Below are 23,286 nucleotides of genomic sequence, written 5' to 3' on the forward strand. Positions count from 1 at the left end.
CACGCGGCGCTAGAATGGCTGGCGCGGCTTACTTGCCCAGCACGCGCGGTTGCGGCAATTCCGTGTGGCCAAAATCCATCATGGTCCAGCGTCCGCCCCAGCGCAGGCCCACCGATTCGGCCGTCACGCCATATAAACGGTAGCCGCGCATGGCCCAGGCATTTTTTTCAGAAATGATGAGCTTTCCTTCATGCATGAATGCGCAATCGGCCGCCAGGCCATACTGGTGATAGCTTTGAAACGCCCTCGCGTTCGTCACGTTCGGGCCGGCCGCCGCCAATTGATCCTGGCGCGCCGGGCTGCGATAGCCTTCCAGCAAGACCATATCGTAACCATGCACGTCCTTCATGATCTTGAAGACCAGCAGCAAGCGCTGCGCGAAATCGTGGTCGAGCAATTGCCAGTTACGGCTGGCGCCGCCCAGCAGCGGGCGCAGCTGCGTTACTTCGGCCGTGGAAAACAGCAGCGGCGGCAAGGTCGGTGGCGGCACCAGCTGCTCGCCCTTGAGCAAGTCGCTGACCTGGTCGTTGATAACGTGTTGCTGGTCGGCATAACCGCGCAGGGCGATGCGGTCGCTGGACAGCCAGGCCAGCAGCGGCGGCACGATGACCAGCACGCTGCCTGCCAGGCTCAGCCAGCGATGCCGCCACAGCAGTTGCCAGACGCGCGCCATGCCCGAGCCCGAGTGTTGCTGCACGCGCTGCCACTGCGCGCCGCCGCCCCGCTGCAACCCCTGTGCACGCCGCTGCATGCGCCAGCCCAGGTTGACGAGCGTGTGCAGCACGATGGCGCGGCCGCCGGGAAACAGCAGCAGCCAGCAGGCAAGACAGGCGAGCAAGAAATACATCAGGACCAGGGCGACGAACATGGGGCGCTCCGTGACGGGAATCGGCGGGGCCGGGCAATCCATTGCTCGGCGGTATCGCTAGATCGTAGGCGTCCGCGGCCCGCATGAGCGCGGTTTACATCAAGGTCAGTCGAATTTGATCCACTGCGGAGGTGATATTTTGTCTTTACTGAAAACCGGGGATGGCCAGGCGCGCGGTCCTGACCTGCTGAGCAAGGCCGGCACGGCTGGTGCGCGCATCGAAGGCAAGGGCATCCTGTCGCAGCTCGAGCACGGCGCCGCCGCGCCTGTGGCCAAGCCAGCCCTGCGCTGGCGCCCCGGCTGGCGGCACGGAGCCGCTGGCGCGCTGTGCCTGGCGGTGCTGGTCACGGCCGTGCTCGCCTACGACACGGACGCCACGCCACTGCCGCCGGCGCCCGCCATTGCCATGGCGGCGCCCACAATACCGGCGCCAACGGTGCTGCAACAGGCGGCCTCCCCGCCGCAGGCCGCCACTATCGTCAATACGGCGGGACCGCCCTTGACCGAGGTGGCAGCCGTGAGCGCGCCACGCAAGGTGCTAGCGCCCGTGCGCCAGGCGGCCGCCCGCCCACAAGGCGCGAAGCCGGCTGCCGCGCCCGGCGACAGCGACGTCGCCTTGCTGACGGCCATGGTGGCCCATGCGCACTGGCAAGCAGGCACGGCAGTGCCCGTGCGCGACGTGGTGCTGCGCAAACAGGACGAGGAAACGGCGGACCTGTTGCAGCGCTGTCAGCAGCTGGGGCTGATCGAAGGCATGCTGTGCCGTTCGCGCATCTGCTCGGGCCGCTGGGACAACGATCCCGCCTGCCATTGAGCGTCGGGGTGAACCTCAGGCGCGCTCGGACACTTCGATCAGATTGCGGTCCGGGTCGCGCAGATACACGGAGCGGATGGGCCAGTTGGCGCCCGTGCGGGCCACCGGTCCTTCCTCGATGGCAATCCCCAGCGCCGCCAAATGGGCGATGAACACGTCGAGCGGGACGGCGGCGATGAAGCACAGGTCCAGCGCGCCGGGCGTGGGCAAATCCGCTTTGGGCAGGAATTCCTTGCCGGCCTCATGCAGATTGATTTTTTGCGCGCCAAACTTGAAGGCATGGCGGCCGGCGCCAAACGTTTCGATCTGCATGCCCAGCACGCGCGTATAGAAATCGATGCAGGCAGCCTTGTCGCGGGTGGTCAATACCAGGTGGTCGAGGTGGTCTATCATGCCGTTCTCGGGTGAATGGCCGCGTCCATGCGGCCCTGTAAAAAGCCTTCCATCAGCGCCAGCAATGCCTGCGGCTGCTCCTGGTGCGGCGTATGGCCGCACTGCTCGACCATGGCGGGCATGGCGTTGAGCGCCTGCGCCACGATGGTGTCGACCTGGGCCGCGCTGCCGTACTGGTCCTCGCTGCCCTGCACCACCAGCGCCGGGCATTCGACGGAAGGCAGCAGATACTCGATGTTCCAGAATTGGAAGCCATAGCTGAGCCAGGTGTCCGACCAGGCCTTGAAAATGGTCTCCGTCTTTTCTCCATGGTATTTCGCCAGCGCGCGCAACTTGCCCGCGCCGAATGCCGCGTCCGCCTCGCGTATGCCATCGAGCGTGATGCCTTCGACAAACACGTGCGCCGCCTCGGTGATGATGCCGCGCAAGCGCGGCGGCTGCTGCGCCGCATAGATCAGGGCGATGCTGCCGCCATCGGAGTGGCCGACGAGAAAATGATCCTGTCCCGGCAGCAGTGCCGCCAGCACTTGCGGCAGCTCGCACAGCGCATAGTCGTGCAGATAATGGAGCTGGCGGCGCGCCGCCAGCGGCGACGACTGCCCATAGCCGTGGCGGTCGTACAGCAAGCCGCGGCATCCCGTCGCCTGGCATAGCTGCGCGGGAAAATCTTTCCACATCGCACAGCAACCGAGTCCCTCGTGCAGGAATACCAGGCAGGGCTTGGCGGGGTCGCCTTCGATCAATTCGTAATAGATATCGGTTTCGGCACTCAGGTTCAGTATCGGCATGGGCTAGGCTCGCAACGGGTTCCGTATCGGCAGGTCGGCTGGGCCTATTGTGCCATTGTCCTGCGCGGCATGCGTGGCGCCCCCATAAAAATAGCCTGTCGGAAAAGTTCTTGCCGCTTGCCTGCAAGGTATTTGCGCCAGCACAAGCGAGCGCCGCTTTTCCAGCGGCCCAGCGCGCTTTCTACGCCTGTGTATGCCTAGAATGAATTACTCCAACAGCATGGAGCAAGCGGCTACCTTATCAGCCTGGACGTGACACTGGCCGTCACGGCAACACAGATAGGGCGTCTTGCCGCACAACGACAGGCGCGGTGTCCAAACTATCGATGAGGAGTACATCATGGAAATGAAAGTAGAAAATCGCACGGGCAGCAACCTGGCCCCGGAAACCACCGACCTGCCGCTGGAGCAGGACGGCCAAGCCGCGCAAGGCGCAAGCGCACAGGACTTGAACCTGAGCGCCGCCGCCTTCACCACCTACTACACGTGGACGGCCAATGGCGTGCATCCTTCGGTCAACTTCGCCAATGCCAACGTGAAAGCCAATTCGCGCGTATTGCTCAACATCAGCGAATATGCCGCGACTCCCCAGGACCGTTTCATCGGCTCAGCCCGCATGGCCGTGTACAACATCGCACCATATAACGGCGGCTTCCGTGCCTGGGTGGATATCTCGTGGGGCAGCCCGCTCAAGGTGCGTTTCGACGTGTTTGTGGATCCCTGATCAGGGAACACCGCGCACGCCGTTGATGCGCTGAAGCGATAACTAGCGTGAACGGGAAACCGTGTGCGCATGACAAAAAAGGCCACGTGTTGCCACGTGGCCTTTTGCTGCTGCTTGTTCTGGCTCCCCGACCTGGACTCGAACCAGGGACCTGCGGATTAACAGTCCGTCGCTCTACCAACTGAGCTATCAGGGAAAGGAGGCCGAATTATATACGTCAAAATTTCTCATGTCCAGTTGTTGCTGCATGGCCAGCAAAACTGGCCGCCAGGGAGCAAGCCTCGCCGGCTGGCTGCGCCCGTCTGCGCGGCGCCATGCAAGATAGTAGAATAGCCAGGCCTTGCCGACACGCAAGGCGTACAACGGCATGCCGGCAGCGGGGCGTCAACCACGCCGTCGCGCGGACATGCGCTTGCGAGGTTCGCCTTGCCCCTGGCTTACTGCTCTCACCCGACATGACAGAATCAAGCGCAACCCTGGTGGACAATCCCGGCAGCGGCGACAGCTCGGCGGACATTGCCGCGCATATGGCGGCCGCCATCGTGGCACGCCAATTGCCGCCCGGCACGCGGCTGCGCGAAGAGGCGCTGTGCCGGTTGTACGGCGTCAGCCGCACCAAGATCCGCGCCGCCCTGCTCATCCTCTCCAAAGACAAACTGATCCGCATGGTGCCCGACAAGGGCGCCTTCGTCAGCCAGCCGACCGAAGCGGAGGCGCGCGACATCTTTGCCGCGCGGCGCATCATCGAAGCGGCCGTGGCGCGCGAATTCGTTGCGCGGGCCAAGCCTGCCGACTACAGGATGCTCGAGCGCCACCTGAAGGCGGAACGCCAGGCGCTGGCGCAAGCGACGCCGCTGCGCTCGCAACTGCTGGGCGATTTCCACGTCTTGCTGGCCGATATCGCCGGCAACGCCGTGCTGCGCGACATCGTGCGCGAACTGGTGGGCCGCAGCTCGCTCATCACCATGCTATACCAGTCGGGCCACGATGCCGCCTGCTCGTGCGACGAACACGGCCGCTTTCTCGAGGCTGCGCGCAGCGGCGATGCGGACCTGGCGGCGCGCCTGATGGTCGAGCACCTGGCGCACGTGGAAGCAGCCCTGCGCTTCGACGGCAGCGCCGGCGAGGCCAAAAAAGACCTGGTGGCGGCCCTGCTGATGTAGGCCGCGCCATCAAAAAAGGCCGCCGGTGCGGATGCACGGGCGGCCTTGTCATTGCGGCGGCAAACCCGCTATTCGCCCACGCTATTCGCCCAGGTAGATAAACTTGAACAGGAAGATGGCGGCGATGATGTACGCCACCACGGACACCTGCTTGCCCTTGCCCGTCAGCAGTTTCAATACGGCATAGGTGATGAAGCCGAACGCGACGCCGCTGGCAACCGAATACGTAAATGGCATCATCAGCGCCGTGATGGCGGCAGGAATGCTTTCCGTGCTGTCATCCCAGTCGATAAACGTCAGTTCGCGCAACATCAAACAAGCCACGTACAGCAGCGCTGGGGCCGTCGCATACGGCGGCACCGTGTGCGCCAGCGGGGCGAAGAACAGGCTGCCCAGGAACAGCAGCGCGACGGCCACGGCGGTCAAGCCCGTGCGTCCGCCCGCTTGCACGCCGGCCGCGCTTTCCACGAAGGCCGTCGTGCTCGACGTGCCCAGGCAGGCGCCGGCGGCGATCGCCGTGCTGTCGGCCAGCAAGGCCTTGTTCATGCGCTCCATCTTGCCGTCTTTCAGCAAGCCCGCACGGTTGGCCACACCCATCAGGGTGCCCGTCGCATCGAACAGTTCGACCAGGAAAAACACCAGCACCACGTTGATGATGCCGAACGACAGCGCGCCCATGATGTCGAGCTTGAACAAGGTCGGCTCGATGGCCGGTGGCGCCGAGACGATGCCGTTGAACTGGTTGCCGCCAAAGAAGAAGCTGGCAATCGTGATGGCGAGGATGCCGATCAGGATGGCGCCCGGCACTTTCAGGCGGTCCAGCGCGACGATGATGAAGAAACCGAGGATGGCCAGGATGGGCGCCGCCTGGTGCAAGTCGCCCAGCGCGATGATGGTGGCCGGGTTCGACACCACCACGCCCGCGCTTTTCAGGGAAATGATGGCCAGGAACAGGCCGATACCCACGGTGATCGCCGTGCGCAGCGCGGGCGGGATGCTGTTGATGATCATCTCGCGCACCTTGAACAGGCTCACCAGGATAAACAGGCAGCCGGAAATGAAGACGGCGCCCAGCGCCACTTCCCAGCTCATGCCCATGCCCTTGACCACCGTGTACGAGAAGTACGCATTCAAGCCCATGCCCGGCGCCAGCGCGATCGGGTAGTTCGCGTACAGGCCCATGATCAGGGTGCCGATGGCGGCCGCCAGGCAGGTGGCGACAAAGACGGAGTCTTTCGGCATGCCCGCATCGCCGAGGATGGACGGGTTGACGAAGATGATGTAGGCCATCGTCAGGAACGTGGTCAGGCCGGCCAGCAGCTCCGTGCGCACATTGGTCCCGTTGTCCTTCAGTTTGAAATAGCGTTCCAGGAACTGCATGATTAACCCCTTGTTTTGGTGAAACCGCGCGCCAGGTCTTGGCCTAGCGCATTTTTTCTTGCAACTATTTACTTGGTCGCTGCGCCAGCCGGTTTGAAGGCCCACCAGCGGCTGCCCGCAAAATTCCAGACCAGCCCGATGCCCGTCGCCAGCACCTGCGCCAGCCAGTAATACCAGCCCAACTGGTGTACCAGCAGCCACATCAGGCCCGTATTGATGCACCAGCCGATGCCCAGCAAAGTGAAATATTTGCTGGCCGCCTCGCCATGGCCCTTGTCGCTTTTAAACGTGAAAAAGTAATTGAGAAGGTAGTTGACGACGGAACCGAGGATGTAGCCGATGCCGGACGCGGCGGCGGCGCTGATGCCGGCCCATTCCACGCCGCCCCACAGCACGCTGTATTGCACGGCCGTGCCGGAAGCGCCGACAGCGGCGAAACGTAGAAATTGGTGATGCAGGGAATGGGACATTGTCACTTTTCAAATAGGGCGAACACTCTCGCCAGGATCGGGCCAGAATAAAAAATGGCTACGATTGCTCGTAACCATTTTTCAGCCTGCATTTTACTGCAAGTTGCGCCCAACGTTCATATTCGCCGCCGTTTCGACACTTATTCCTTGCGCTGGCGGCGCCGGCGCAGCCATACAAACAGCGCGATCAGCAGCAGGATGCCCACGATGCCGCCCGGCAGCATGAACGGTTGCGCCCGCGCCAGCACGGGTTTCTCGCCGCCGCTGCGCGCCTGCGCCACGTAGGCAGGCGTGACGGACACGTCCGGGTTGCCATACTGCTTCAGCACGTAATTGGCGATCGACGCGATCTGCTCGTCCGTCAAGGGCTGCACGTAGGAGCGCTGGTCGAAACGGGGCATGAACGCTTCGTGCTCTTCCCCTTCGATCTTGCGCTCGACGCCAAACAAGATGGCCGACACCAGGTTGGCCGGGGTGTTGCCGCCCGTCGCCGTATTGTTGAACAGCGCTGGATAGCTTTGTCCCGTGCTGCCGGCGCCGCTGGCCGAGTGGCAGCTGGCGCAGTAGCCGGAAAACAGCACGGCGCCGCTATTGAGCGAATGATGCTCGGTGGAAGCGGCCATGCCGCGCAGCAGCGGTTCTTCGCTGGCCGCGCTGCCATGGCTGAAGGCAGCCTTGGTCTGGCCCGGTGCGCGCACGGGCGGCACCGTGCGCAACCACGCGACGATGGCGGCCACGTCGTCGTCGCGCAAAAATTGCAGGCTGTTCTGGATGGCTTCGGCCATGCCGCCCGCCGCCTGCCCTTTGCCTTCCACATGGCCCGTCTTCAGGTAGGCGGCGATTTCCGCATCCGTCCACGCGCCGATGCCGCTGACCTTGTCGGACGTGATGTTCGGTGCATGCCAGGAACCGAGCGACGCGCCGGCCAGGGTCTGGCTGCCGATTTCCGCCATCAGCGCATTGCGCGGCGTATGGCAGGCGCTGCAGTGCGCCAGGCCTTCGGCCAGGTAGGCGCCGCGGTTGATCTGCGCGCTCTTCGTTGCGTCCGGCACGAAGCGCTTATTGTCGAGGAACAAGGTATTCCAGCCCAGCATCGACAGGCGCACATTGAACGGGAATGGCAATGCCGTCTGGCGCGCCGGCTCGTCGACGGGCTTGACGGCCTGCATGAAGTAGTAATACAGGTCGCCCACGTCCGCATCCGTCAGTTGCGCATAGCTGGTGTAGGGCATGGCCGGATACAGGTGGCTGCCATCGGCGCGCACGCCTTCGCGCAGGGCGCGCGCAAAGTCGGCTTCCGTGTAGTGGCCGATCCCGCCTTTTTTCGATGGCGTGATATTCGTTGCGTAGATCGTGCCCAGCGGCGAATCGATGGCGTAGCCGCCCGCATACGGCTTGCCGCCCGCTGCCGTATGGCAGGCCATGCAGTCGGCGGCGATGGCCAGGTAGCGGCCCCGTTCGAGGCGCGCATCGGGCTTGGCGGGCGCGGGCGTGGCCGGACGGTCCGGCGTCAGCGTGACGGGCGGCACCGGTGGTGCAGCGTGCGCGGCCAGCGGCAAGCCGGCCGCCAGGGTCAGGCTCAGCAATAAACGGCGCATCATGCGGCCTCCCTTGCCAGGGTGCGGGCGATGTCGTCGGCAGCGCGCAAACCGAGCGCGGCCATGCTGAGGGTGGTGTTCACGACGCTGGCCGACGGCATGGCGCCGCCGCCCGGCAGCCACAGGTTGGCGTGGTCGTGGGCGCGGCAATTGCCGTCGACCACGGAGTCAAGACGATTCGAACCCATGATGACGCCACCCATGATGTGGTTATTCGCGTTCAGGCTGTCGGTGATATGGAATTCCACGGCGCCGAACAGCTTGCCGATGTGCTTGAGCTGCGCATGCGCGGCCTTCGCGCCATCGCGCACGTAGTCGCCCACGTCATAGTAAATGTCGGGACAGGCCAGGCCCAGCGGGTCCTTGCGCGTCTTGCTCAGGGTCAGGCGGTTGTGCGCTTCGGGCAGCGGCTCCAGGCTGATCGACAAGTCCACGCCAAACGCGGCGCGGCGGCGGATCTCGTCGTCGAGGTCCTTGCCCACCAGGCCCAGCTTCAACGATTGCTGGGTAGCCGGTCCGACCCTCGTGATGTTATTGAGGATCATCTTGTTGGCCGAATACTGCGCACGGAAGGCGCCGTCGCGCGGGCCCACCAGGCAGCTGCTTTGCGCGGGGCCACGGCCCGTCCAGATCGGTTCATTGGCAAGGAAGGTACAGTGGAAACCCGAGTGGTCCATCATGTTGCGGCCCACCTGGTCGGAACTGTTGGCGATGCCGTTCGGATTGTTCTTGTTGGCCGCCAGCAATAGCAAACGCGGCGTTTCGATGCCGTTGCAGGCAATCACGAAAGCCTTGCCCGTCGCCATGTGCGACTGTTTCTTGGCGTCGTACCAGTGCACGGCTGTCACTCTGTTGTTGTGGTCCGTGTCGATGCGGTAGACGACGGCCTCGGCCAGCACGCCCGCGCCCTTCAGCTCGGCCCGTTCCACGTGGTGGATGCCGTTGTACATGGCGCCGATGGGGCAGATCGGCTGGCAATTGTTGTTGCCGCAGCAGGTGGGACGGCCCTGCCATGGGCGCGTCGAACGGCCTTGCGGAATCGGCACGGAACGGTAGCCGTGCGGGTTGACCACTTCGGCGAAGCGCTTGTCGCCATAGCCCCAGGGCACCATGTCCATCGGGTACGGCGCGCTGCGTTCGCTCGGCGATTGCAGGGCCGGATCGTTGGGGCCGGCCACGCCCATTTCCTGCTCGGCGCGGCAATAGTACGGTTCCAGTTCATCGTAGGAAATGGCCCAGTCGCGCCCTACCCCATAATCGCTTTTCATGCGCATGTCGGACGGCAGATGGCGCCAGCATGACGCGGCCCAGTGCCAGGTCGTGCCGCCCACCGTGCGCAGATAGCCCTGCTGGAAACTGCTGCCGTTGGGGCCGGACACTTCCACGTAGTTATTCTTCGGGAAATACAGGGGTGCGGGCGCGTTTTCCGCCTGCGGATACAGGCCCTGGAAATCGGAACCGACGCGGTTTTCGAACGGCATGTTGCGCCAGTTTTCCACGGCTTGGCCACGCTCGATGCGCAGGCCCGCTTCCAGCATGATCACGGAGTGACCCTGCGCGGCCAGCTGGTCGGCCATCATGGCGCCGACGACGCCCGTACCGACGATAACGACATCGGCGACGACGTCGCCATTACTCTTGAATTGGGGTGATTTCATTTTGCTTGCTTGCCTTTCGGTTCGGGGGTGCCGGTGGTGGCCGGCGCGGGCACGGGTTTCGGTTCCACGGGTGCGGAAACGCGCACGGCCGGCGGCGCCTTCAGCCACCACAGGGGACCGTAATTGCAGTAAGTCGGCACGACCTGACCATCGGCCACCGTGCGGTACATCAAGGCCTCGGCGTAGGCGACGACGATGGATTTCGTGCCCTGCGCCGCGTTGCCGGCAACAGTGCCCGTGTACCAGGCGGCGACGATGGCCAGCGCCAGTTCGCGCAGACGCGCATCGGCGGCGGTGGCGGCCGCCAGCAAGGTCTTCGCTTCCTGGCCCGTGACGAGCAGCGCGCCCAGTTGCGGCAAGCGCTCGGCAAAGCCGGGCACGTTCGTGCGCATGGCTTGCTCGATGCGCGCCGCCGTCGCGACGGACAGATCGCGGTGGCCCGTGATCGTTTGCGACAGGGTGTAGAACAGCATGGTGGCGGGCGCCAGGCCGGCAGCCGGCGCGCTGGCCGGCGCCTGCATGGCGGCGGACAGGGGATTGCTCCAGAAACCGGCTTGCGCCAGCAAGGCGGCCAGGCCGATCAGGGCGTGACGGCGGCTGATGCGGGGAAGGGATGACACGGATGTTGCAGATGGTTCGTTGCCTGGATGGTTCATGAGACTCCCGCAAGACTTGTTGTTTTATTGACTTCGATGATTGCGCCACATTGCATTTGCGCATATATGGAACCGGTTCCATATTATCCTACAGAAGTAAATAGTCTGCCAATGTAGTATTACTACTGAGATATTGGCTGGTGCAATTCCTGTTTTTCACGCAGGCAAAACGCCAGTCCTGGCTGGCCGCCCAGGCGGTAATGGAAGTCCAGCACGCTGCCGCCAGCCAACGAGGGCTTGTCCGGCAAAGGCAATGGCAGGTTCAGGCTGCACTCGTGGTCGCCCAGGACGATGTCGCCATACACGCGGATGCGCGTGAGCAAACGCGGCGCCTGCTCCAGCACGTCAGGCAGGCGGATGCTGGCGGCGGGCAGCGTGTCGCCCCGCTCCCCCTGCCAGGCGCGCATGGCGTCCGCATCGAGCGCAAACACGCGGCCCCAGTCCGTGCACGGCTCGCCGGGGCTGCGCCGGTCCAGGCCCAGGTGCACGGTGACGGCCGCCGGCAGCAGCGCCGCCGCGGGCGCTTGCGCGTGCAGGTTGCGCAGGATGGCCACCTGCGGCTCCTTGCCCAGCGCCGTATTCATGGTTTCGCTGACGATCACGTCCGGCATGGCGCCCGCAGGAATGCGGTAGGCTGCCGCGTCGGCGCAAAGGTATTCGGCGACGTGGCTATCCAGGCCCAGGGCGGCGATCAGTTCGCGCGCATAGTCCAGGGTCTCAACATGCACGTCGAGGATGGCAAACTGCACCTCGCTCGCGTCCAGCACGGCCATCACCGGCAGGGCCAGCAAGGCGAACGGACCGCAGCCCGCATACAGCACGCGCACGGGCCGGCCTCCGTTCACGTCCAGCCGCTCGCGCACGGCCTGCGCCAGGCCCTGGATAAAGGCGGCGCTGCGGTAGGGCTCGCGCGCGCACAGGCCCGCCTGCACGGGCGAGATGGCCCAGCCGCTGGGGAGAAAACTTTCGCCGTCGCGCAAGCCGTCCTGCCGGTCCATGGGCAGGCGCGAATGGCGCTCGACGAGCTGGCGCAGCTGCACCGTTTCGCCGACCAGGCTGGCCAGGGTACGCTGAGGATCGCACAGCGCGGCCGCCATGGCGGCCAGTTCCGCGCGCGCCGAAGTCACGCGCAACTCCACGGGCAACTCCACGGAAAAGGCGGGATAAAGACAGAATGCATGGTGGCTTCCTTGAAATGATTGCAAGTGAGCGGAAAAATTGGCAGCATAGCAAATAAATAAACGCCTGCGCATTTGGCACCATCGCCCCCATCGCCACCACCTACCGGAGCACCGATGCACGACTTGCCGCTTTCCGCCCCCTACCAGTTGCGCGTCCAGCGCGACGACGACGATGGCTTTGCCGCCGCGCTGTACAGCTCCACGCGCGACGACTTGCGCCAGATGCCGGCCGATCCCGCCGTCATCGAGCAGCTGATCACCATGCAGCAGCGCATGCAAAGCCACGGTTACCGGCAAGCGTATCCGCAGGCCATGTACCTGGTGCTGCAGCACGGCGACACGCCCATCGGCCGCCTGGTCCTGGACCGTCTGGATCAGGTGCTGCATCTGGTCGACATCGCCATCCTGCCCGCCGCGCAAGGCCAGGGCGCCGGCAGCGCCGTGCTGCGCGGCCTGCAAGCGCAAGCGGGCGCGCAGCAATGCCGGATCCAGCTTGCCGTCAACAAAAGCAACACCGCCGCGCGCGCGCTGTACCAGCGGCTGGGCTTTCGATTATGCGGGGAAAACGACGTCCAGGAACAACTGGAATGGAGCGCGCCATAGTGGGGGCGCCGATTCCGCCCAGCACCTGGCTGCGGCTGCCGCTGCGCTTTGACGTGGCGCGCATGCAGCGCGACAGCGACCAGTTCGCCGCCGGCGAGTGGCTCCCTCATTTCAATACGGGCGCCTACGACACGGGCTGGAGTTGCGTGCCGCTGCGCTCGCCCGGTGGAGCAGCCGGCGACATCATGCCCGTCGACGGCGCCGCCTATGCCAGCACACCGCAACTGGCGCGCTGCCCCTGCCTACGCGAGGTGCTCGCCAGCTTCGCCTGCGAGATCCGCGCCGCGCGCCTGATGGCTCTGGCGCCAGGCGCCATCATCCGCGCCCACCGCGACGCCGGCACGTCGCTGGCCGATGGCTTGATCCGCATCCACATTCCCATCCACACTACGCCCCAAGTGCTGTTCAGCATCGACGGCGAGAACGTGCACTTCGCGGCCGGCCATGCCTGGTACATGGACGCCAGCTGCCTGCATGCGGTGCGCAACGATGGCGCCGCGCCGCGCATCCACCTCGTGCTCGACTGCGTCACCAATGCCTGGCTCGAAACGCTGTTCGCCTCGGCCGGCTTCGCGCCGAAAGCAGCCAACAAATATGGCGACCCCAGCATCAACGATGGCAATGTGCGGGCCGTCATCGCCCAGCTGCGGCTGTCCCCCTCGCCCGCCAGCCTGGCGCTGGCCAGCCAACTGTCCGCCTTGGCAGAAGGGAGCGCGCCGTGAGCGCCGCGCATGGCCTGGCACAGCAGGAACGCCTGCTGGCCAAGGGCGAGACGGTGGCGTGGCACGAAGGCATGGACTTGCGCGGCTGGTATCCGCTGTATGTGGAGCGCGGCGAGGCGCTGGCGGACGCCGCCATGTGCTGGCGCGCGCTGGGGGACACGGCTTTCAGCGACGCCTTCTTTGTCAATACCCTGGCGCGCCAGCCGCATGAGGAGCGCCGCGTCTGCCGCACGCCGCTGGCCGCGCTAACCATGATGGCCACGCTGGGCGATGGCCTGGCGCCCGATGCCTTCATCTTCCACGTCTCGCGCTGCGGCTCAACCCTGCTGAGCCAGCTGCTGGCGTCCTTGCCGCAATGCATAGTCATGTCCGAGCCGCCCGTGATCGATTCGCTGCTGCGCATGTATCACGACAGCGATGCCCCAGCCGCCGGCATCGCCCTGTTGCGCCAGACCATCCTGGCACTGGGCCAGCGCCGCTCGGGCACAGAGACGCACTTCATCATCAAGTTCGACTGCTGGCACATCCACAGTCTGGACTTGCTGCTGCAAGCGTTTCCCGGCACGCCCTGCCTGTTCGTCTACCGCGAACCGCTGGCCGTGCTGGCCTCGCACCAGCGCCAGCGCGGCCCGCAAATGGTGCCCGGCATGCTGCACCAGGCACAGCTGCCGCTGCCCCCGCACCAGCTGGCGCCAGGCGATATCGATGGCTATACGGGCCTCGTACTGGCCAGCCTGTTCAAGGCCGCCCTGCCCCATGCTGCCGCCGGCCAGCTGCAATTAATTCACTACAAGCAATTGCCAGATATCGTGTTCAGCGATGTATTGACCCGCCTGGGCATCGCCCCCACGCCGGCACAGTTGCAAGCGATGCGCGCGCGCGGCGGCGTGCATGCAAAATACGGCACGGCCTACCACGGCGATCCGCCAGTGGCCGCAGCCAACGGCCTGGCCACCATCGCCGCGCAAGTACAGCCCGGCTATCTGGCGCTGGAAGCGTTGCGCACGGGGTAATAGTCACAGCGCGGCGGCATTGTCCTCGCGCCACTTGCGCACCATCTCGCTGCTGATTTCGCGCTCATAGCAGATGGGAGCGTAACCGCCCTTCCGGCTCCATGCGCTGCGCCCTCCGCAAGCGCTGCCATTCTTGGCGGCATTGTAGGGACAGGGGCAGCGGCCAGGATAGGCGGCAATCGACTCGGCGATGATCTGCTGTTTGACCTTCGCTTCGGATACCGGCTGGCGCCCTTGGCCGCCGGCAAGGGGCACGTAGGCCGTGCCGGCGGCCAGCATCAACAGCAGGGCGCAGAGATTCTTCATAGGAAAGGTTGTTTTCATCGAGAGGCAGCAAACGTGCCGAGCAAGTATGACAGATACTTTTTGGCAAATCAGCGTGAAATGTCACGAGAACCATGGCCGCAATGCAAAAAACCCAACCGTAAAGGCTGGGCTTTTCGATACTGCTGATGTTCTGGCTCCCCGACCTGGACTCGAACCAGGGACCTGCGGATTAACAGTCCGTCGCTCTACCAACTGAGCTATCAGGGAAAAGAGGCCGCATTCTATAGGGCAAATTTTCAGTTGTCCAGATTTACGCCAAAAAATTTACGCGCGGCGGCGATCAGCCCGGATTTTCCCGGGGCTGATAGTCAAACACCAGCACCCTTCCCAGCCATGGCTTGAGCAGATCGACAAAGGCCAGGTGGGCCGGATGGGCCAGGTACACGTCGCGCGCGCTGGCACCATCGAAGGTCAAGGTAAAGCAATCGGTAAAACCGTCATCGAGGCCTTCCGGGCTGACGTTCGGTCCCCATTCGAATTGCAGCACGCCGGGAATGCGGTATTTAAGCTGAGAAAATTCATAGACCAGCTCGGCATGCTTGGCCGGTGTGATGTCCTCGAGAAAGTCACACAGGACGATATGGCGCAACGGAATTGAACAGGTCATGGTGGCAGCTCTCCTATGGGGTTGCATTCAGGATAGCGCAAAACGAAAAAGCACACAGGCAGCGGCCCGCCACGCCACACATATTCTCTATATGCAACATGTTATTCGGATAATATCCCCCATGGACACCCCATACCCGCAGGCCACCATCGATATCCGCCCATGACTAAGCTACTGGCAGTGCTATTCATCACCCTGATGCCATTTTCCGCAAGCAAAGCGCAAGCGCTCGCCATCGATGCGCTGCTGACACCGGACATCGGCGGGATCAAGCAGTTTGTGGAAATCAAGACAGATAACTCAAAAAAACCTGTTCTGCTCTTTTTATCGGGCGGACCGGGAAGTTCGATGATGAAGAATGCGGATGCCTTCACCGCCATCCTGAAAAACAGATTTACGCTGGTGCAGTGGGATCAGCGCGATGCGGGAAAAACCCTGAAACTCAATCCGTCGCCTAGCCAGCCTTCCGTCGCGCAGATGAAGCAGGACACGTATCAGGTCATCACGTTTCTTCAAAAAGAGCTCAGGCAGGAAAAAATATACTTGCTGGGCAGCTCCTGGGGCAATGTGCTCGGTTTTCATATCGTCGAACAGCATCCGGAATTGCTGCATGCGTATTTCGCCGTCAATCCCGTCATCAGCCAGCTGGCCAGCGAAATGGCATTGCTGGCCAATTTGAAGACGCATTTCCGGGACGATGCCTTCGCCAGCAAGGAACTGGCGCAAGTGCATATCCCCTTTCAACAGGATGAAGACCTGTTTTACCTGCGCAAATGGCTTTTCCATAAAGAGGGGAAGGCTTTTGCTACCAGCGATGGCTTCAAGACCGGTTTTCTGCAATGGTCCAAAGCCTGGTCGCCCGTATGGAACGAGGTGATGCATATCGATTTGCCGAAAACCTTAAAGAAAGTCGACTGCCCGGTCTATTTCTTCGTTGGCAAGAACGACATCCAGACCTCCACCCGCATCACGCAAGACTATTTTGAGCAGCTGCAGGCGCCGAGGAAGGGGCTGTTTGTATTCGAACAGTCGGGCCATCAGATACACCAGGATGAACCGGAGAAATTCCAGCGATCGATCATCGAGACCCTGCCCGCACCCATCGCGGCGCGCTGAAATGCAAAAAGCCCAACCGGTGAAGGCTGGGCTTTCTGCTGCTACGTGTTCTGGCTCCCCGACCTGGACTCGAACCAGGGACCTGCGGATTAACAGTCCGTCGCTCTACCAACTGAGCTATCAGGGAAAAGAGGCCGTATTATATAGGCCAAACTTGGCGCTGTCCAGATTTCCATAGGGAAAATCTTATCGTGGCCCAAGCTATACGCGGGCGCCGCAAAAACAAAAAAGGCCACGTTTTTCAACGTGGCCTTTCGAATTCTGGCTCCCCGACCTGGACTCGAACCAGGGACCTGCGGATTAACAGTCCGTCGCTCTACCAACTGAGCTATCAGGGAAAAGAGGCAATATTATATGTCGCTTGTTCCATATTTGCAAGACCGACACTGCATCATCACAAACACGGCCATCGCCGACTTTCTACCGCCATCAGCGCCGCACTTGCATGCAGCGCCGAAGAAGCAAGATATTAAAGTACTTTGGCGATCGCGTCAATGACGATGTCGATATTGCGCGAATTCAATGCTGCCACGCAGATACGGCCCGTGTCGACGGCGTAGATCGATTGTTCGCGCAAAGACGCCACCTGCTCCTTGGTGAGGCCCGAGTACGAGAACATGCCGATTTGCTGGCGCACGAATTCGAAGTCGTGGCCTGGCGCCTTGGCTTTCAGCTTTTCCACGAAGGCATTGCGCATTTCGCGGATGCGCACGCGCATGCCGGCCAGTTCCTCTTCCCACAACTGGCGCAGTTCCGGCGTCGCCAGGACGGTGGCAACCACCTTGCCGCCGTGTACTGGCGGGTTCGAGTAGTTGGTGCGCACGACGCGCTTCAGCTGCGACAGCAGGCGTGCCGCTTCGTCGGCGCTCGAGGCGACGACGCTCAGGGCGCCCACGCGCTCGCCGTACAGCGAGAACGATTTCGAGAACGAGTTCGATACCAGCAGCGGGCCGCCCGCGTCGGCGAAGCGGCGCACCACGGCGCCGTCTTCGGCGATGCCGTTGGCGAAGCCTTGGTAGGCCATGTCCAGGAACGGCACCAGGCCGCGCGAGGTCACCACGCTGATGATCTGATCCCACTGGGCCACGCTCAGGTCGGCGCCGGTCGGGTTGTGGCAGCAGGCGTGCAGCACGACGATGGAGCCGGCTGGCATGGCGTTCAGGCTGGCCAGCATGCCGTCGAAGTTCACGCCATGGGTGGCGGCATCGTAGTAGGTGTAGTTATTGACGACGAAACCGGCGTTTTCGAACAGCGCACGGTGGTTTTCCCAGCTCGGGTCGCTGATGTAGACTTGGGCGCCCGGCGCGAAGCGCTGCAGGAAGTCGGCACCGATCTTCAGTGCGCCCGTGCCGCCGATGGCTTGCACGGTGACGGCGCGGCGCTCTTGAATTACGGCGCTGTCGGCGCCAAATACGAGTTCTTGCACAGCCTTGTCGTAGGCGGCAAGGCCTTCGATCGGCAGATAGGTGCGTGGCGCCGCCTGTTCGATCAGGATGGCTTCCGCCTTGCGTACGCAAGCTAACAGAGGCACTTTGCCGTTGTCGTCATAATAGACGCCAACGCCCAGATTGATTTTGGCGGGATTCTGGTCCGCGTTAAATGCTTCGGTGATGCCCAGGATCGGGTCGCGTGGGGCCATCTCGATGGCGCTAAACAGACTGGCAGAAACAGTTGGGTTCGTCATGATAAGATTGGATTCGATTGGAAGCAGGTTCACAGCGGAGTTGTAGACAGCGCCCCAAAATACAACGCCAGGGCCGCCAGCAGAGCACTATTCTAACAAAGGTCTGATTCACATGCCCGAATTATCTACCGCCAGCGAGACGGAAAGCGCAATTATCTCTTTCCCGGACTCCCCGTTCAAGCTGCACCAGCCCTTCCCTCCGGCCGGTGACCAGCCCACGGCAATCGACCAGTTATCAGAGGGGATTGCCGACGGACTGGCCTTCCAGACCCTGCTGGGCGTGACCGGTTCGGGCAAGACCTACACCATGGCCAACGTCATCGCGCGCATGGGCCGGCCCGCCATCGTCTTCGCGCCGAACAAGACCCTGGCCGCGCAGCTGTACAGCGAATTCCGCGACTTTTTCCCGCAAAACGCGGTCGAATACTTCGTCAGCTACTACGATTACTACCAGCCGGAAGCCTACGTGCCGCAGCGCGACCTGTTCATCGAAAAGGACTCGTCGATCAACGAGCATATCGAACAGATGCGCCTGTCGTGCACCAAATCGCTGATGGAACGGCGCGACGTCATCATCGTCGCCACCGTCTCGGCCATCTACGGTATCGGTAACCCGAACGAATACCACCAGATGATCCTGACGTTGCGCGTCAAAGACAAAGTCGCCCAGCGCGACGTCATCGCGCGCCTGATCCAGATGCAGTACACGCGCAACGAAGTCGATTTCGGCCGCGGCACCTTCCGCGTGCGCGGCGACACGATCGACATCTTCCCCGCCGAGCATGCGGAGCTGGCCGTGCGCCTGGAAATGTTCGACGACGAGATCGAATCGATCCAGCTGTTCGACCCGCTGACGGGCAGAGTGCGGCAAAAGATCCCCCGCTTCACCGTGTACCCGGGCTCGCACTATGTGACGCCCCGCTCCACCGTGCTGCGCGCCGTGGAAACCATCAAGGACGAGCTGCGCGAGCGCCTCGAGTTCTTCCGCAAGGAGAACAAGCTGATCGAGGAGCAGCGGCTCGAGCAGCGCACGCGCTTCGACCTGGAAATGATGGCGGAAATCGGTTTCACCAAGGGCATCGAGAACTACTCGCGCCACCTGTCCGGCGCGCTGCCGGGCGAGCCGCCGCCGACCCTGGTCGACTACCTGCCGCCCGACGCCATCATGTTCCTAGACGAGTCGCACGTACTGACGGGCCAGCTGAGCGCCATGTACAACGGCGACCGCTCGCGCAAGACGAACCTCGTCGACTACGGCTTCCGCCTGCCGTCGGCGCTCGACAACCGGCCCTTGAAATTCGAGGAATTCGAGCAGAAGATGCGCCAGACCGTATTCGTCTCGGCCACGCCGGCCGAATACGAAAAGAACCATTCCGACCAGGTGGTCGAACAGGTCGTGCGCCCCACGGGCCTGGTCGACCCGCAAATCATCGTGCGTCCCGCCAGCAGCCAGGTGGACGACCTGATGTCGGAAATCGTCGAGCGCATCAAGAAGGACGAGCGCGTGCTGGTGACGACCCTGACCAAGCGCATGTCCGAGCAATTGACGGAATACCTGGGCGACCATGGCATCAAGGTGCGCTACCTGCACAGCGATATCGAGACGGTGGAGCGCGTGGAAATCCTGCGCGACCTGCGTCTGGGCACCTTCGACGTGCTGGTGGGGATCAATCTGCTGCGCGAGGGCCTGGACTTGCCGGAAGTCTCCTTGGTCGCCATCCTCGACGCGGACAAGGAAGGCTTCTTGCGCTCCGAGCGCAGCCTGATCCAGACCATCGGCCGCGCCGCGCGTAACCTGAACGGCACGGCGATTTTGTACGGCGACCGCATCACGGACTCCATGCGCCGCGCCATCGACGAGACGGAACGCCGCCGCGCCAAGCAGATCGCCTTCAATACGGCCAACAACATCATCCCGATCGGCGTGAAGAAATCGATCCGCGAAATGATCGATGGCGTCTACAGCCCGCAGGAAGCGCGCGAAACCCTGCAAGTGGCGCAGGAAGCGGCCAAGTTCGAGGCCATGAGCGAGAAACAGGTCAGCAAGGAAATCAAGCGCCTGGAAAAACTGATGGTCGACCACGCCAAGAACCTCGAGTTCGAAAAAGCGGCGCAAGTGCGCGACCAGCTGCATATCCTCAAGCAGCAGCTGTTCGGCGCACCAGGTACCGACAATGTGACATCGATACTGGGTAGGTCGGATTAGGCCCTGCGGGCCGTAATCCGACAACATCGTTGGCGCTGGTGGCGGTGTCGGATTACGCGGCCTTGCCGCTAATCCGACCTACTTGAAAAGCCTTGACCGCACCAGCGCCTACAGGACCGCTGCCCATGGGCTTTGCCCTACTCCGGCAGCGAATAGTCGATGTCGTAGAAATGCTGGCCGTTTTCAATGCGGATGGCCAGCGTCCCGCTGATGCCCGTCAGTTGCCCCGTGCCGGAATGCGGCACGATGACGATGGACAGCTGCTGCTTGCCATCGGCCATGGTGCCCGCATGCTGCGCCACGAAGCTGCCTTCCCTGCCTTGCAGCACGCCCGTGATGGCTTCCATGGCGACATAGCCGGCCGCGCCCTTGGTGTCGGTGACGGCGCTGAGCATCTCCCCCTTGGCCGTGGCGACCAGGTCGCCGGCATAGACTTTGTCGAGCAATACCTTGCCCAAGGCCGTGCGCCCCGCACGCTGCGGCGCCGCAGATGGCGTCATGGTGATGCTGAAACTTCCCGTGGCGTGCACTGGCATGCGATGATCTCCCTCTGCAGATGAAGCGGCGCCGGCCGGCGCCACCGATAGACAACATGCGGCCAGCACCAGGCCGGACAAGCTGTGTGATTTCATGATTCCCTTTCAATCGATGCGAGAGAACCATCCTAGTACCGCTCAGGAGACAAATATTGGATAAAGCCGACAGCACGCGCAATGTGCTCGCCGCGCGCTGCCAGGCGCCGAAGGGCATCGTCGACCCGCAGGCGGCGGCGCGCCGCCTGCGGCTGGCGACCTATCCGCCGGACACCGCGCTGGCGCCGTTCGTCGAGTATTTCTGGGTGGTGGAATGGGACAGGCGAGGCTGTCCACCGGAGACGCAGCGTGTGCTGCCCTACCCGAACGCCCACCTGGTATTTGACCTTGGACGCACGGCCATCCATGGCGTCGTGCGCGGCGCCTTTGACAGGCCGTTGACCGGTGCGGGTAAGGTGCTGGGCGTGCGTTTCGCGCCGGGCGGCCTGCGCCCGTTCATCAGCCAGCCCCTGTCATCGTTCACCGACACGGCCATCGCCGCCGATGCCCTGCTGGGCATGCCGGCAGGGGAAGCCGAGGCGCTCGTGCTGCGGCAAGCCGGCGATACGGCCATGGTGGCGCAGGCGCAGGCGCTGCTGCTGGCCAGGCTGCCGCAGGTCGATGACGCGGCCCTGCTGGCCGCCAGGCTGACGGCCGCGGCGGCGGCCCACAACGGCCCGGCGAGCGTGGCGCAGCTGTGCGAAAAAATGGGCATCGGCGAACGCCGGCTGCAGCGCCTGTTCGCCAACTACGTGGGCGTGCCGCCGAAGTGGGTGATCCAGCGCTACCGCCTGCAGGAAGCGATCTGGCGCCTGGCGCAGCCTGATGCGCCCGACCTGGCCAGCCTGGCGCATGCACTGGGCTTTTTCGACCAGGCCCATTTCAGCCGCAGTTTTGCGGAACTGGTGGGCAGCACGCCGCTCGACTATCGCCGCTCGCAACTGCCGACAGCCGCCTAGCCGGCCGCTTTCACGTCGTCGATATACGCGCGGATGATGCTGGCGAAATCCGCATCGGCCGTCAAGCCCAGCGCTTCGGCGCGTTGGGTATCCCAGGCGCCGGGCCAGCTCTTGACGATGCGCTCGACGGCCGGATCGGGCGCATAGCTGATGCGCTTTGTTACTTCGCTGCCCGCCACTTCTTCGAGTGCGGCGATCATCTCGCCCACGCTCACGCTCAAACCCGGCAAGTTCACCGTGCGACTGGCACCGAACGCCTCGCCCGCCAGTTCATGGCCGGCGATCAGCGAGGCGATGGCGCCGCGCGGCGACAGCAGCCACAGACGCAAATCGGTGGACACGGGGCACACGGCCGCCTCGCCATTCAACGGTTCGCGGATGATGCCGCTGGCGAACGACGACGCGGCCTTGTTCGGTTTGCCGGGACGCACGCTGATGGTGGGCAAGCGCAGCACGCGGCCATCGACAAAGCCGCGTCGGCTGTAATCGTTGAGCAGCAATTCGCCGATGGCCTTTTGCGCGCCGTACGACGATTGCGGATTCAGGGCGGTGGTGTCCTGCACCACGTCCGGCAGCTTGCCGCCGTACACAGCCACGGAACTGGTAAACACGACCTTCGGCTTGTGTCCCAGTTCGCGGCAGATGTCGAGCAGCAGTCGCGAGGCGTCAAGGTTGATGCGCATGCCCAGCTCGAAATCGGCTTCCGCCTGGCCGCTGACGATGGCGGCCAGGTGGAAGATGGAGCTGGTCTGCGCATCGATGGTGGCGCGCATGAGAGCGCCGTCGGCGATGTCGCCCGTGACCACTTTGACGCGCGCATCGTTGAAGTCATGCGCGGCCACCACGTCGACCAGTACCAGCTCGCTGATCGTTTGCAACTGGCCGTGGCTGTCCGTCAGCTGGCCTTGCGCCAGCAACTGGCGCGCCAGGCGCTGCCCCAGGAATCCGGCGCCGCCGGTAATCAGTACTTTCATGTTCATGCTCCTTGTTTGTTGTTGTAAGCGGCCAGCCAGCCCAGGCCATCCTGAGTACGCCCGCGCGGACGGTATTCGCAGCCGATCCAGCCCTCGTAGCCGAGGTCATCGAGCAGTTTGAACAGATACGGGTAGTTGACTTCGCCATCGTCCGGCTCATTGCGCGCCGGGACGCTGGCGATCTGCACGTGGCCGATGCCGTCGAAGTTGTTCTTGAACGTCATGGCGATATCGCCCTCGACGATCTGCGTGTGGTAAAAATCCATCTGCACCTTGACGTTGGCCGCGCCCGACTCCAGGCGCAGCGCATGGCCCTGTGCCTGCGTGACGAGGAAGTAGCCGGGCATGTCGCGCCCGTTGATCGGTTCGATCAGCAGCTCAAGGCCATGCTCGCCCACGGCCTGGGCCGCGTACCGCAGGTTGGCCAGGTAGGTGGCGCGGTGCAGCTTGACGTCGGCGCCCAAGGGCAGCAGGCCCGCCATCATGTGCACGCGCGGCGTGCCCAGCGCCAGCGCATACTCGATGGCGCGCGCCACGCCGGCACGGAATTCTTCTTCGCGGCCCGGCAGCGAAGCGATGCCCCGCTCACCGGCCGCCCAGTCGCCCGGCGGCAGGTTGAACAGCACATTTATCAAACCGTGCTCGCGCAGCCAGCCGGCCACTTCCTGCGGCGCGTAATCGTAGGGGAACAGGAATTCGACGCCTTTAAAACCCGCTTGCGCGGCGGCGGCAAAGCGCTGCGGGAAAGGGACTTCGTTGAACATCATGGTCAAATTGGCGGCAAAGCGGGGCATGCGGTATCTCCTTGGG

Annotated in this window: 24 protein-coding genes and 4 tRNA genes; 9 read left to right on the forward strand and 19 right to left on the reverse strand. The window is 63.4% G+C overall.

The features are described 5' to 3' along the window. Nucleotides 1-28: 28 nt before the first annotated feature. Nucleotides 29-868, reverse strand: a complete 840-nt coding sequence (locus tag V3C40_RS16755; protein WP_331778016.1) for a M15 family metallopeptidase — start codon at nt 866-868, stop codon at nt 29-31. A 139-nt stretch (nt 869-1,007) separates the two neighbouring features. On the opposite strand from V3C40_RS16755, the gene V3C40_RS16760 reads away from it, so the two are divergent. Beyond that, nucleotides 1,008-1,682, forward strand: coding sequence for a hypothetical protein (locus V3C40_RS16760; RefSeq protein ID WP_331778017.1), 675 nt, complete (start codon nt 1,008-1,010; stop codon nt 1,680-1,682). 15 nt (nt 1,683-1,697) lie between these two features. Here the strand turns inward: V3C40_RS16760 and V3C40_RS16765 are convergent, their stop codons facing one another. Both V3C40_RS16765 and V3C40_RS16770 read right to left on the reverse strand, forming a co-directional pair. Next, nucleotides 1,698-2,075 carry a VOC family protein gene (locus tag V3C40_RS16765; RefSeq protein WP_034750152.1) on the reverse strand — a complete coding sequence of 126 codons (378 nt, stop codon included), beginning with the start codon at nt 2,073-2,075 and terminating at the stop codon, nt 1,698-1,700. Further along, nucleotides 2,072-2,863, reverse strand: coding sequence for an alpha/beta fold hydrolase (locus tag V3C40_RS16770; protein WP_072452658.1), 792 nt, complete (start codon nt 2,861-2,863; stop codon nt 2,072-2,074). Before V3C40_RS16770 ends, V3C40_RS16765 begins: the two co-directional genes overlap by 4 nt. Before the next feature lie 340 nt (nt 2,864-3,203). Between V3C40_RS16770 and V3C40_RS16775 the strand changes: the two genes are divergently transcribed. Beyond that, entirely contained in the window at nt 3,204-3,587 is a 384-nt protein-coding gene (locus tag V3C40_RS16775; RefSeq protein WP_331778018.1) for a hypothetical protein, read from the forward strand. A 120-nt stretch (nt 3,588-3,707) separates the two neighbouring features. Here the strand turns inward: V3C40_RS16775 and V3C40_RS16780 are convergent. Then, nucleotides 3,708-3,783: transfer RNA gene (locus V3C40_RS16780), tRNA-Asn, on the reverse strand. A gap of 259 nt (nt 3,784-4,042) precedes the next feature. Between V3C40_RS16780 and V3C40_RS16785 the strand changes: the two genes are divergently transcribed. Then, nucleotides 4,043-4,750, forward strand: a complete 708-nt coding sequence (locus V3C40_RS16785) for a GntR family transcriptional regulator (RefSeq protein ID WP_331778019.1) — start codon at nt 4,043-4,045, stop codon at nt 4,748-4,750. Nucleotides 4,751-4,831: 81 nt separating this feature from the next. Here the strand turns inward: V3C40_RS16785 and V3C40_RS16790 are convergent, their stop codons facing one another. The 6 genes from V3C40_RS16790 to V3C40_RS16815 all read right to left on the reverse strand — a co-directional run bounded on the left by V3C40_RS16790 (nt 4,832) and on the right by V3C40_RS16815 (nt 11,639). After that, the gene (locus V3C40_RS16790) at nt 4,832-6,130 is read right to left on the reverse strand and encodes an NCS2 family permease (RefSeq protein WP_072452653.1); all 1,299 of its coding nucleotides are present in this window, start codon (nt 6,128-6,130) and stop codon (nt 4,832-4,834) included. 68 nt (nt 6,131-6,198) lie between these two features. Next, on the reverse strand, nt 6,199-6,600 hold the full coding sequence (locus tag V3C40_RS16795; protein ID WP_034750164.1) for a GtrA family protein: 402 nt from the start codon (nt 6,598-6,600) through the stop codon (nt 6,199-6,201). Nucleotides 6,601-6,740: 140 nt separating this feature from the next. Then, on the reverse strand, nt 6,741-8,201 hold the full coding sequence (locus tag V3C40_RS16800) for a c-type cytochrome (protein ID WP_331778020.1): 1,461 nt from the start codon (nt 8,199-8,201) through the stop codon (nt 6,741-6,743). Beyond that, entirely contained in the window at nt 8,198-9,856 is a 1,659-nt protein-coding gene (locus V3C40_RS16805; RefSeq protein ID WP_070302271.1) for a GMC family oxidoreductase, read from the reverse strand. Before V3C40_RS16805 ends, V3C40_RS16800 begins: the two co-directional genes overlap by 4 nt. Further along, a complete protein-coding gene (locus V3C40_RS16810; protein ID WP_331778021.1) occupies nt 9,853-10,476 on the reverse strand; it encodes a sugar dehydrogenase complex small subunit in 624 nt (207 codons plus the stop codon). The genes V3C40_RS16805 and V3C40_RS16810 overlap by 4 nt, the downstream gene beginning before the upstream one ends. A 158-nt stretch (nt 10,477-10,634) precedes the next feature. Further along, a complete protein-coding gene (locus V3C40_RS16815) occupies nt 10,635-11,639 on the reverse strand; it encodes a hypothetical protein (protein ID WP_331778022.1) in 1,005 nt (334 codons plus the stop codon). Between the two features lie 168 nt (nt 11,640-11,807). Between V3C40_RS16815 and V3C40_RS16820 the strand changes: the two genes are divergently transcribed. Genes V3C40_RS16820 through V3C40_RS16830 form a run of 3 tightly spaced genes read left to right on the forward strand, consistent with a single transcriptional unit; the run spans nt 11,808 to nt 14,031 of the window. Next, nucleotides 11,808-12,296, forward strand: coding sequence for a GNAT family N-acetyltransferase (locus V3C40_RS16820; protein WP_331778023.1), 489 nt, complete (start codon nt 11,808-11,810; stop codon nt 12,294-12,296). Next, nucleotides 12,281-13,018, forward strand: a complete 738-nt coding sequence (locus V3C40_RS16825; RefSeq protein WP_331778024.1) for an aspartyl/asparaginyl beta-hydroxylase domain-containing protein — start codon at nt 12,281-12,283, stop codon at nt 13,016-13,018. Before V3C40_RS16820 ends, V3C40_RS16825 begins: the two co-directional genes overlap by 16 nt. Continuing rightward, on the forward strand, nt 13,015-14,031 hold the full coding sequence (locus V3C40_RS16830; protein ID WP_331778025.1) for a sulfotransferase: 1,017 nt from the start codon (nt 13,015-13,017) through the stop codon (nt 14,029-14,031). Before V3C40_RS16825 ends, V3C40_RS16830 begins: the two co-directional genes overlap by 4 nt. A 3-nt stretch (nt 14,032-14,034) precedes the next feature. Here the strand turns inward: V3C40_RS16830 and V3C40_RS16835 are convergent, their stop codons facing one another. The 3 genes from V3C40_RS16835 to V3C40_RS16845 all read right to left on the reverse strand — a co-directional run bounded on the left by V3C40_RS16835 (nt 14,035) and on the right by V3C40_RS16845 (nt 14,965). Then, nucleotides 14,035-14,337: a hypothetical protein gene (locus tag V3C40_RS16835; RefSeq protein ID WP_331778026.1), complete on the reverse strand. Its 303-nt coding sequence runs from the start codon at nt 14,335-14,337 to the stop codon at nt 14,035-14,037. A gap of 152 nt (nt 14,338-14,489) precedes the next feature. Then, a tRNA-Asn gene (locus V3C40_RS16840) sits at nt 14,490-14,565 on the reverse strand. A 73-nt stretch (nt 14,566-14,638) separates the two neighbouring features. After that, nucleotides 14,639-14,965 carry a Dabb family protein gene (locus V3C40_RS16845; RefSeq protein ID WP_331778027.1) on the reverse strand — a complete coding sequence of 109 codons (327 nt, stop codon included), beginning with the start codon at nt 14,963-14,965 and terminating at the stop codon, nt 14,639-14,641. 162 nt (nt 14,966-15,127) lie between these two features. Here V3C40_RS16845 and V3C40_RS16850 point away from each other — a divergent pair, with 162 nt between their 5' ends. Continuing rightward, complete coding sequence (locus V3C40_RS16850; protein WP_331778028.1) at nt 15,128-16,081, forward strand: alpha/beta fold hydrolase; 954 nt, start codon at nt 15,128-15,130, stop codon at nt 16,079-16,081. Between the two features lie 51 nt (nt 16,082-16,132). Here V3C40_RS16850 and V3C40_RS16855 read toward each other — a convergent pair. The 3 genes from V3C40_RS16855 to V3C40_RS16865 all read right to left on the reverse strand — a co-directional run bounded on the left by V3C40_RS16855 (nt 16,133) and on the right by V3C40_RS16865 (nt 17,765). Next, a tRNA-Asn gene (locus V3C40_RS16855) sits at nt 16,133-16,208 on the reverse strand. Nucleotides 16,209-16,343: 135 nt separating this feature from the next. Continuing rightward, nucleotides 16,344-16,419: transfer RNA gene (locus tag V3C40_RS16860), tRNA-Asn, on the reverse strand. Between the two features lie 131 nt (nt 16,420-16,550). Then, the gene (locus V3C40_RS16865; protein ID WP_175444492.1) at nt 16,551-17,765 is read right to left on the reverse strand and encodes an amino acid aminotransferase; all 1,215 of its coding nucleotides are present in this window, start codon (nt 17,763-17,765) and stop codon (nt 16,551-16,553) included. Nucleotides 17,766-17,877: 112 nt separating this feature from the next. Between V3C40_RS16865 and uvrB the strand changes: the two genes are divergently transcribed. Further along, the gene (gene uvrB / locus V3C40_RS16870) at nt 17,878-19,971 is read left to right on the forward strand and encodes an excinuclease ABC subunit UvrB (RefSeq protein WP_331778029.1); all 2,094 of its coding nucleotides are present in this window, start codon (nt 17,878-17,880) and stop codon (nt 19,969-19,971) included. Nucleotides 19,972-20,108: 137 nt separating this feature from the next. On the opposite strand, the gene V3C40_RS16875 is transcribed toward uvrB, so the two are convergent. Further along, a complete protein-coding gene (locus V3C40_RS16875) occupies nt 20,109-20,603 on the reverse strand; it encodes a DUF3224 domain-containing protein (protein WP_331778030.1) in 495 nt (164 codons plus the stop codon). A 56-nt stretch (nt 20,604-20,659) separates the two neighbouring features. Here V3C40_RS16875 and V3C40_RS16880 point away from each other — a divergent pair, with 56 nt between their 5' ends. Beyond that, the gene (locus V3C40_RS16880) at nt 20,660-21,502 is read left to right on the forward strand and encodes a helix-turn-helix domain-containing protein (RefSeq protein WP_331778031.1); all 843 of its coding nucleotides are present in this window, start codon (nt 20,660-20,662) and stop codon (nt 21,500-21,502) included. Here the strand turns inward: V3C40_RS16880 and denD are convergent. After that, the gene (denD, locus tag V3C40_RS16885; protein WP_331778032.1) at nt 21,499-22,476 is read right to left on the reverse strand and encodes a D-erythronate dehydrogenase; all 978 of its coding nucleotides are present in this window, start codon (nt 22,474-22,476) and stop codon (nt 21,499-21,501) included. The genes V3C40_RS16880 and denD overlap by 4 nt on opposite strands. Nucleotides 22,477-22,478: 2 nt before the next feature. Then, a complete protein-coding gene (gene otnI / locus V3C40_RS16890) occupies nt 22,479-23,270 on the reverse strand; it encodes a 2-oxo-tetronate isomerase (RefSeq protein ID WP_331778033.1) in 792 nt (263 codons plus the stop codon). Nucleotides 23,271-23,286 lie beyond the last annotated feature (16 nt).

It is taken from the genome of Janthinobacterium sp. LS2A (assembly GCF_036543145.1).
Taxonomy (GTDB): Bacteria; Pseudomonadota; Gammaproteobacteria; order Burkholderiales; family Burkholderiaceae_D; genus Janthinobacterium; species Janthinobacterium aestuarii.

Coding starts and splice junctions, on each gene's coding strand:
- V3C40_RS16775 (WP_331778018.1), top strand. CDS start 3,204: ATGGAAATGAAAGTAGAAAATCGCACGGGCAGCAACCTGGCCCCGGAA.
- V3C40_RS16820 (WP_331778023.1), top strand. CDS start 11,808: ATGCACGACTTGCCGCTTTCCGCCCCCTACCAGTTGCGCGTCCAGCGC.
- V3C40_RS16805 (WP_070302271.1), bottom strand. CDS start 9,856: ATGAAATCACCCCAATTCAAGAGTAATGGCGACGTCGTCGCCGATGTC.
- V3C40_RS16795 (WP_034750164.1), bottom strand. CDS start 6,600: ATGTCCCATTCCCTGCATCACCAATTTCTACGTTTCGCCGCTGTCGGC.
- V3C40_RS16845 (WP_331778027.1), bottom strand. CDS start 14,965: ATGACCTGTTCAATTCCGTTGCGCCATATCGTCCTGTGTGACTTTCTC.
- V3C40_RS16865 (WP_175444492.1), bottom strand. CDS start 17,765: ATGACGAACCCAACTGTTTCTGCCAGTCTGTTTAGCGCCATCGAGATG.
- otnI (WP_331778033.1), bottom strand. CDS start 23,270: ATGCCCCGCTTTGCCGCCAATTTGACCATGATGTTCAACGAAGTCCCT.
- denD (WP_331778032.1), bottom strand. CDS start 22,476: ATGAAAGTACTGATTACCGGCGGCGCCGGATTCCTGGGGCAGCGCCTG.
- V3C40_RS16790 (WP_072452653.1), bottom strand. CDS start 6,130: ATGCAGTTCCTGGAACGCTATTTCAAACTGAAGGACAACGGGACCAAT.
- V3C40_RS16875 (WP_331778030.1), bottom strand. CDS start 20,603: ATGAAATCACACAGCTTGTCCGGCCTGGTGCTGGCCGCATGTTGTCTA.
- V3C40_RS16770 (WP_072452658.1), bottom strand. CDS start 2,863: ATGCCGATACTGAACCTGAGTGCCGAAACCGATATCTATTACGAATTG.
- V3C40_RS16835 (WP_331778026.1), bottom strand. CDS start 14,337: ATGAAGAATCTCTGCGCCCTGCTGTTGATGCTGGCCGCCGGCACGGCC.
- V3C40_RS16825 (WP_331778024.1), top strand. CDS start 12,281: ATGGAGCGCGCCATAGTGGGGGCGCCGATTCCGCCCAGCACCTGGCTG.
- V3C40_RS16765 (WP_034750152.1), bottom strand. CDS start 2,075: ATGATAGACCACCTCGACCACCTGGTATTGACCACCCGCGACAAGGCT.
- V3C40_RS16800 (WP_331778020.1), bottom strand. CDS start 8,201: ATGATGCGCCGTTTATTGCTGAGCCTGACCCTGGCGGCCGGCTTGCCG.
- V3C40_RS16850 (WP_331778028.1), top strand. CDS start 15,128: ATGACTAAGCTACTGGCAGTGCTATTCATCACCCTGATGCCATTTTCC.
- V3C40_RS16785 (WP_331778019.1), top strand. CDS start 4,043: ATGACAGAATCAAGCGCAACCCTGGTGGACAATCCCGGCAGCGGCGAC.
- V3C40_RS16755 (WP_331778016.1), bottom strand. CDS start 868: ATGTTCGTCGCCCTGGTCCTGATGTATTTCTTGCTCGCCTGTCTTGCC.
- uvrB (WP_331778029.1), top strand. CDS start 17,878: ATGCCCGAATTATCTACCGCCAGCGAGACGGAAAGCGCAATTATCTCT.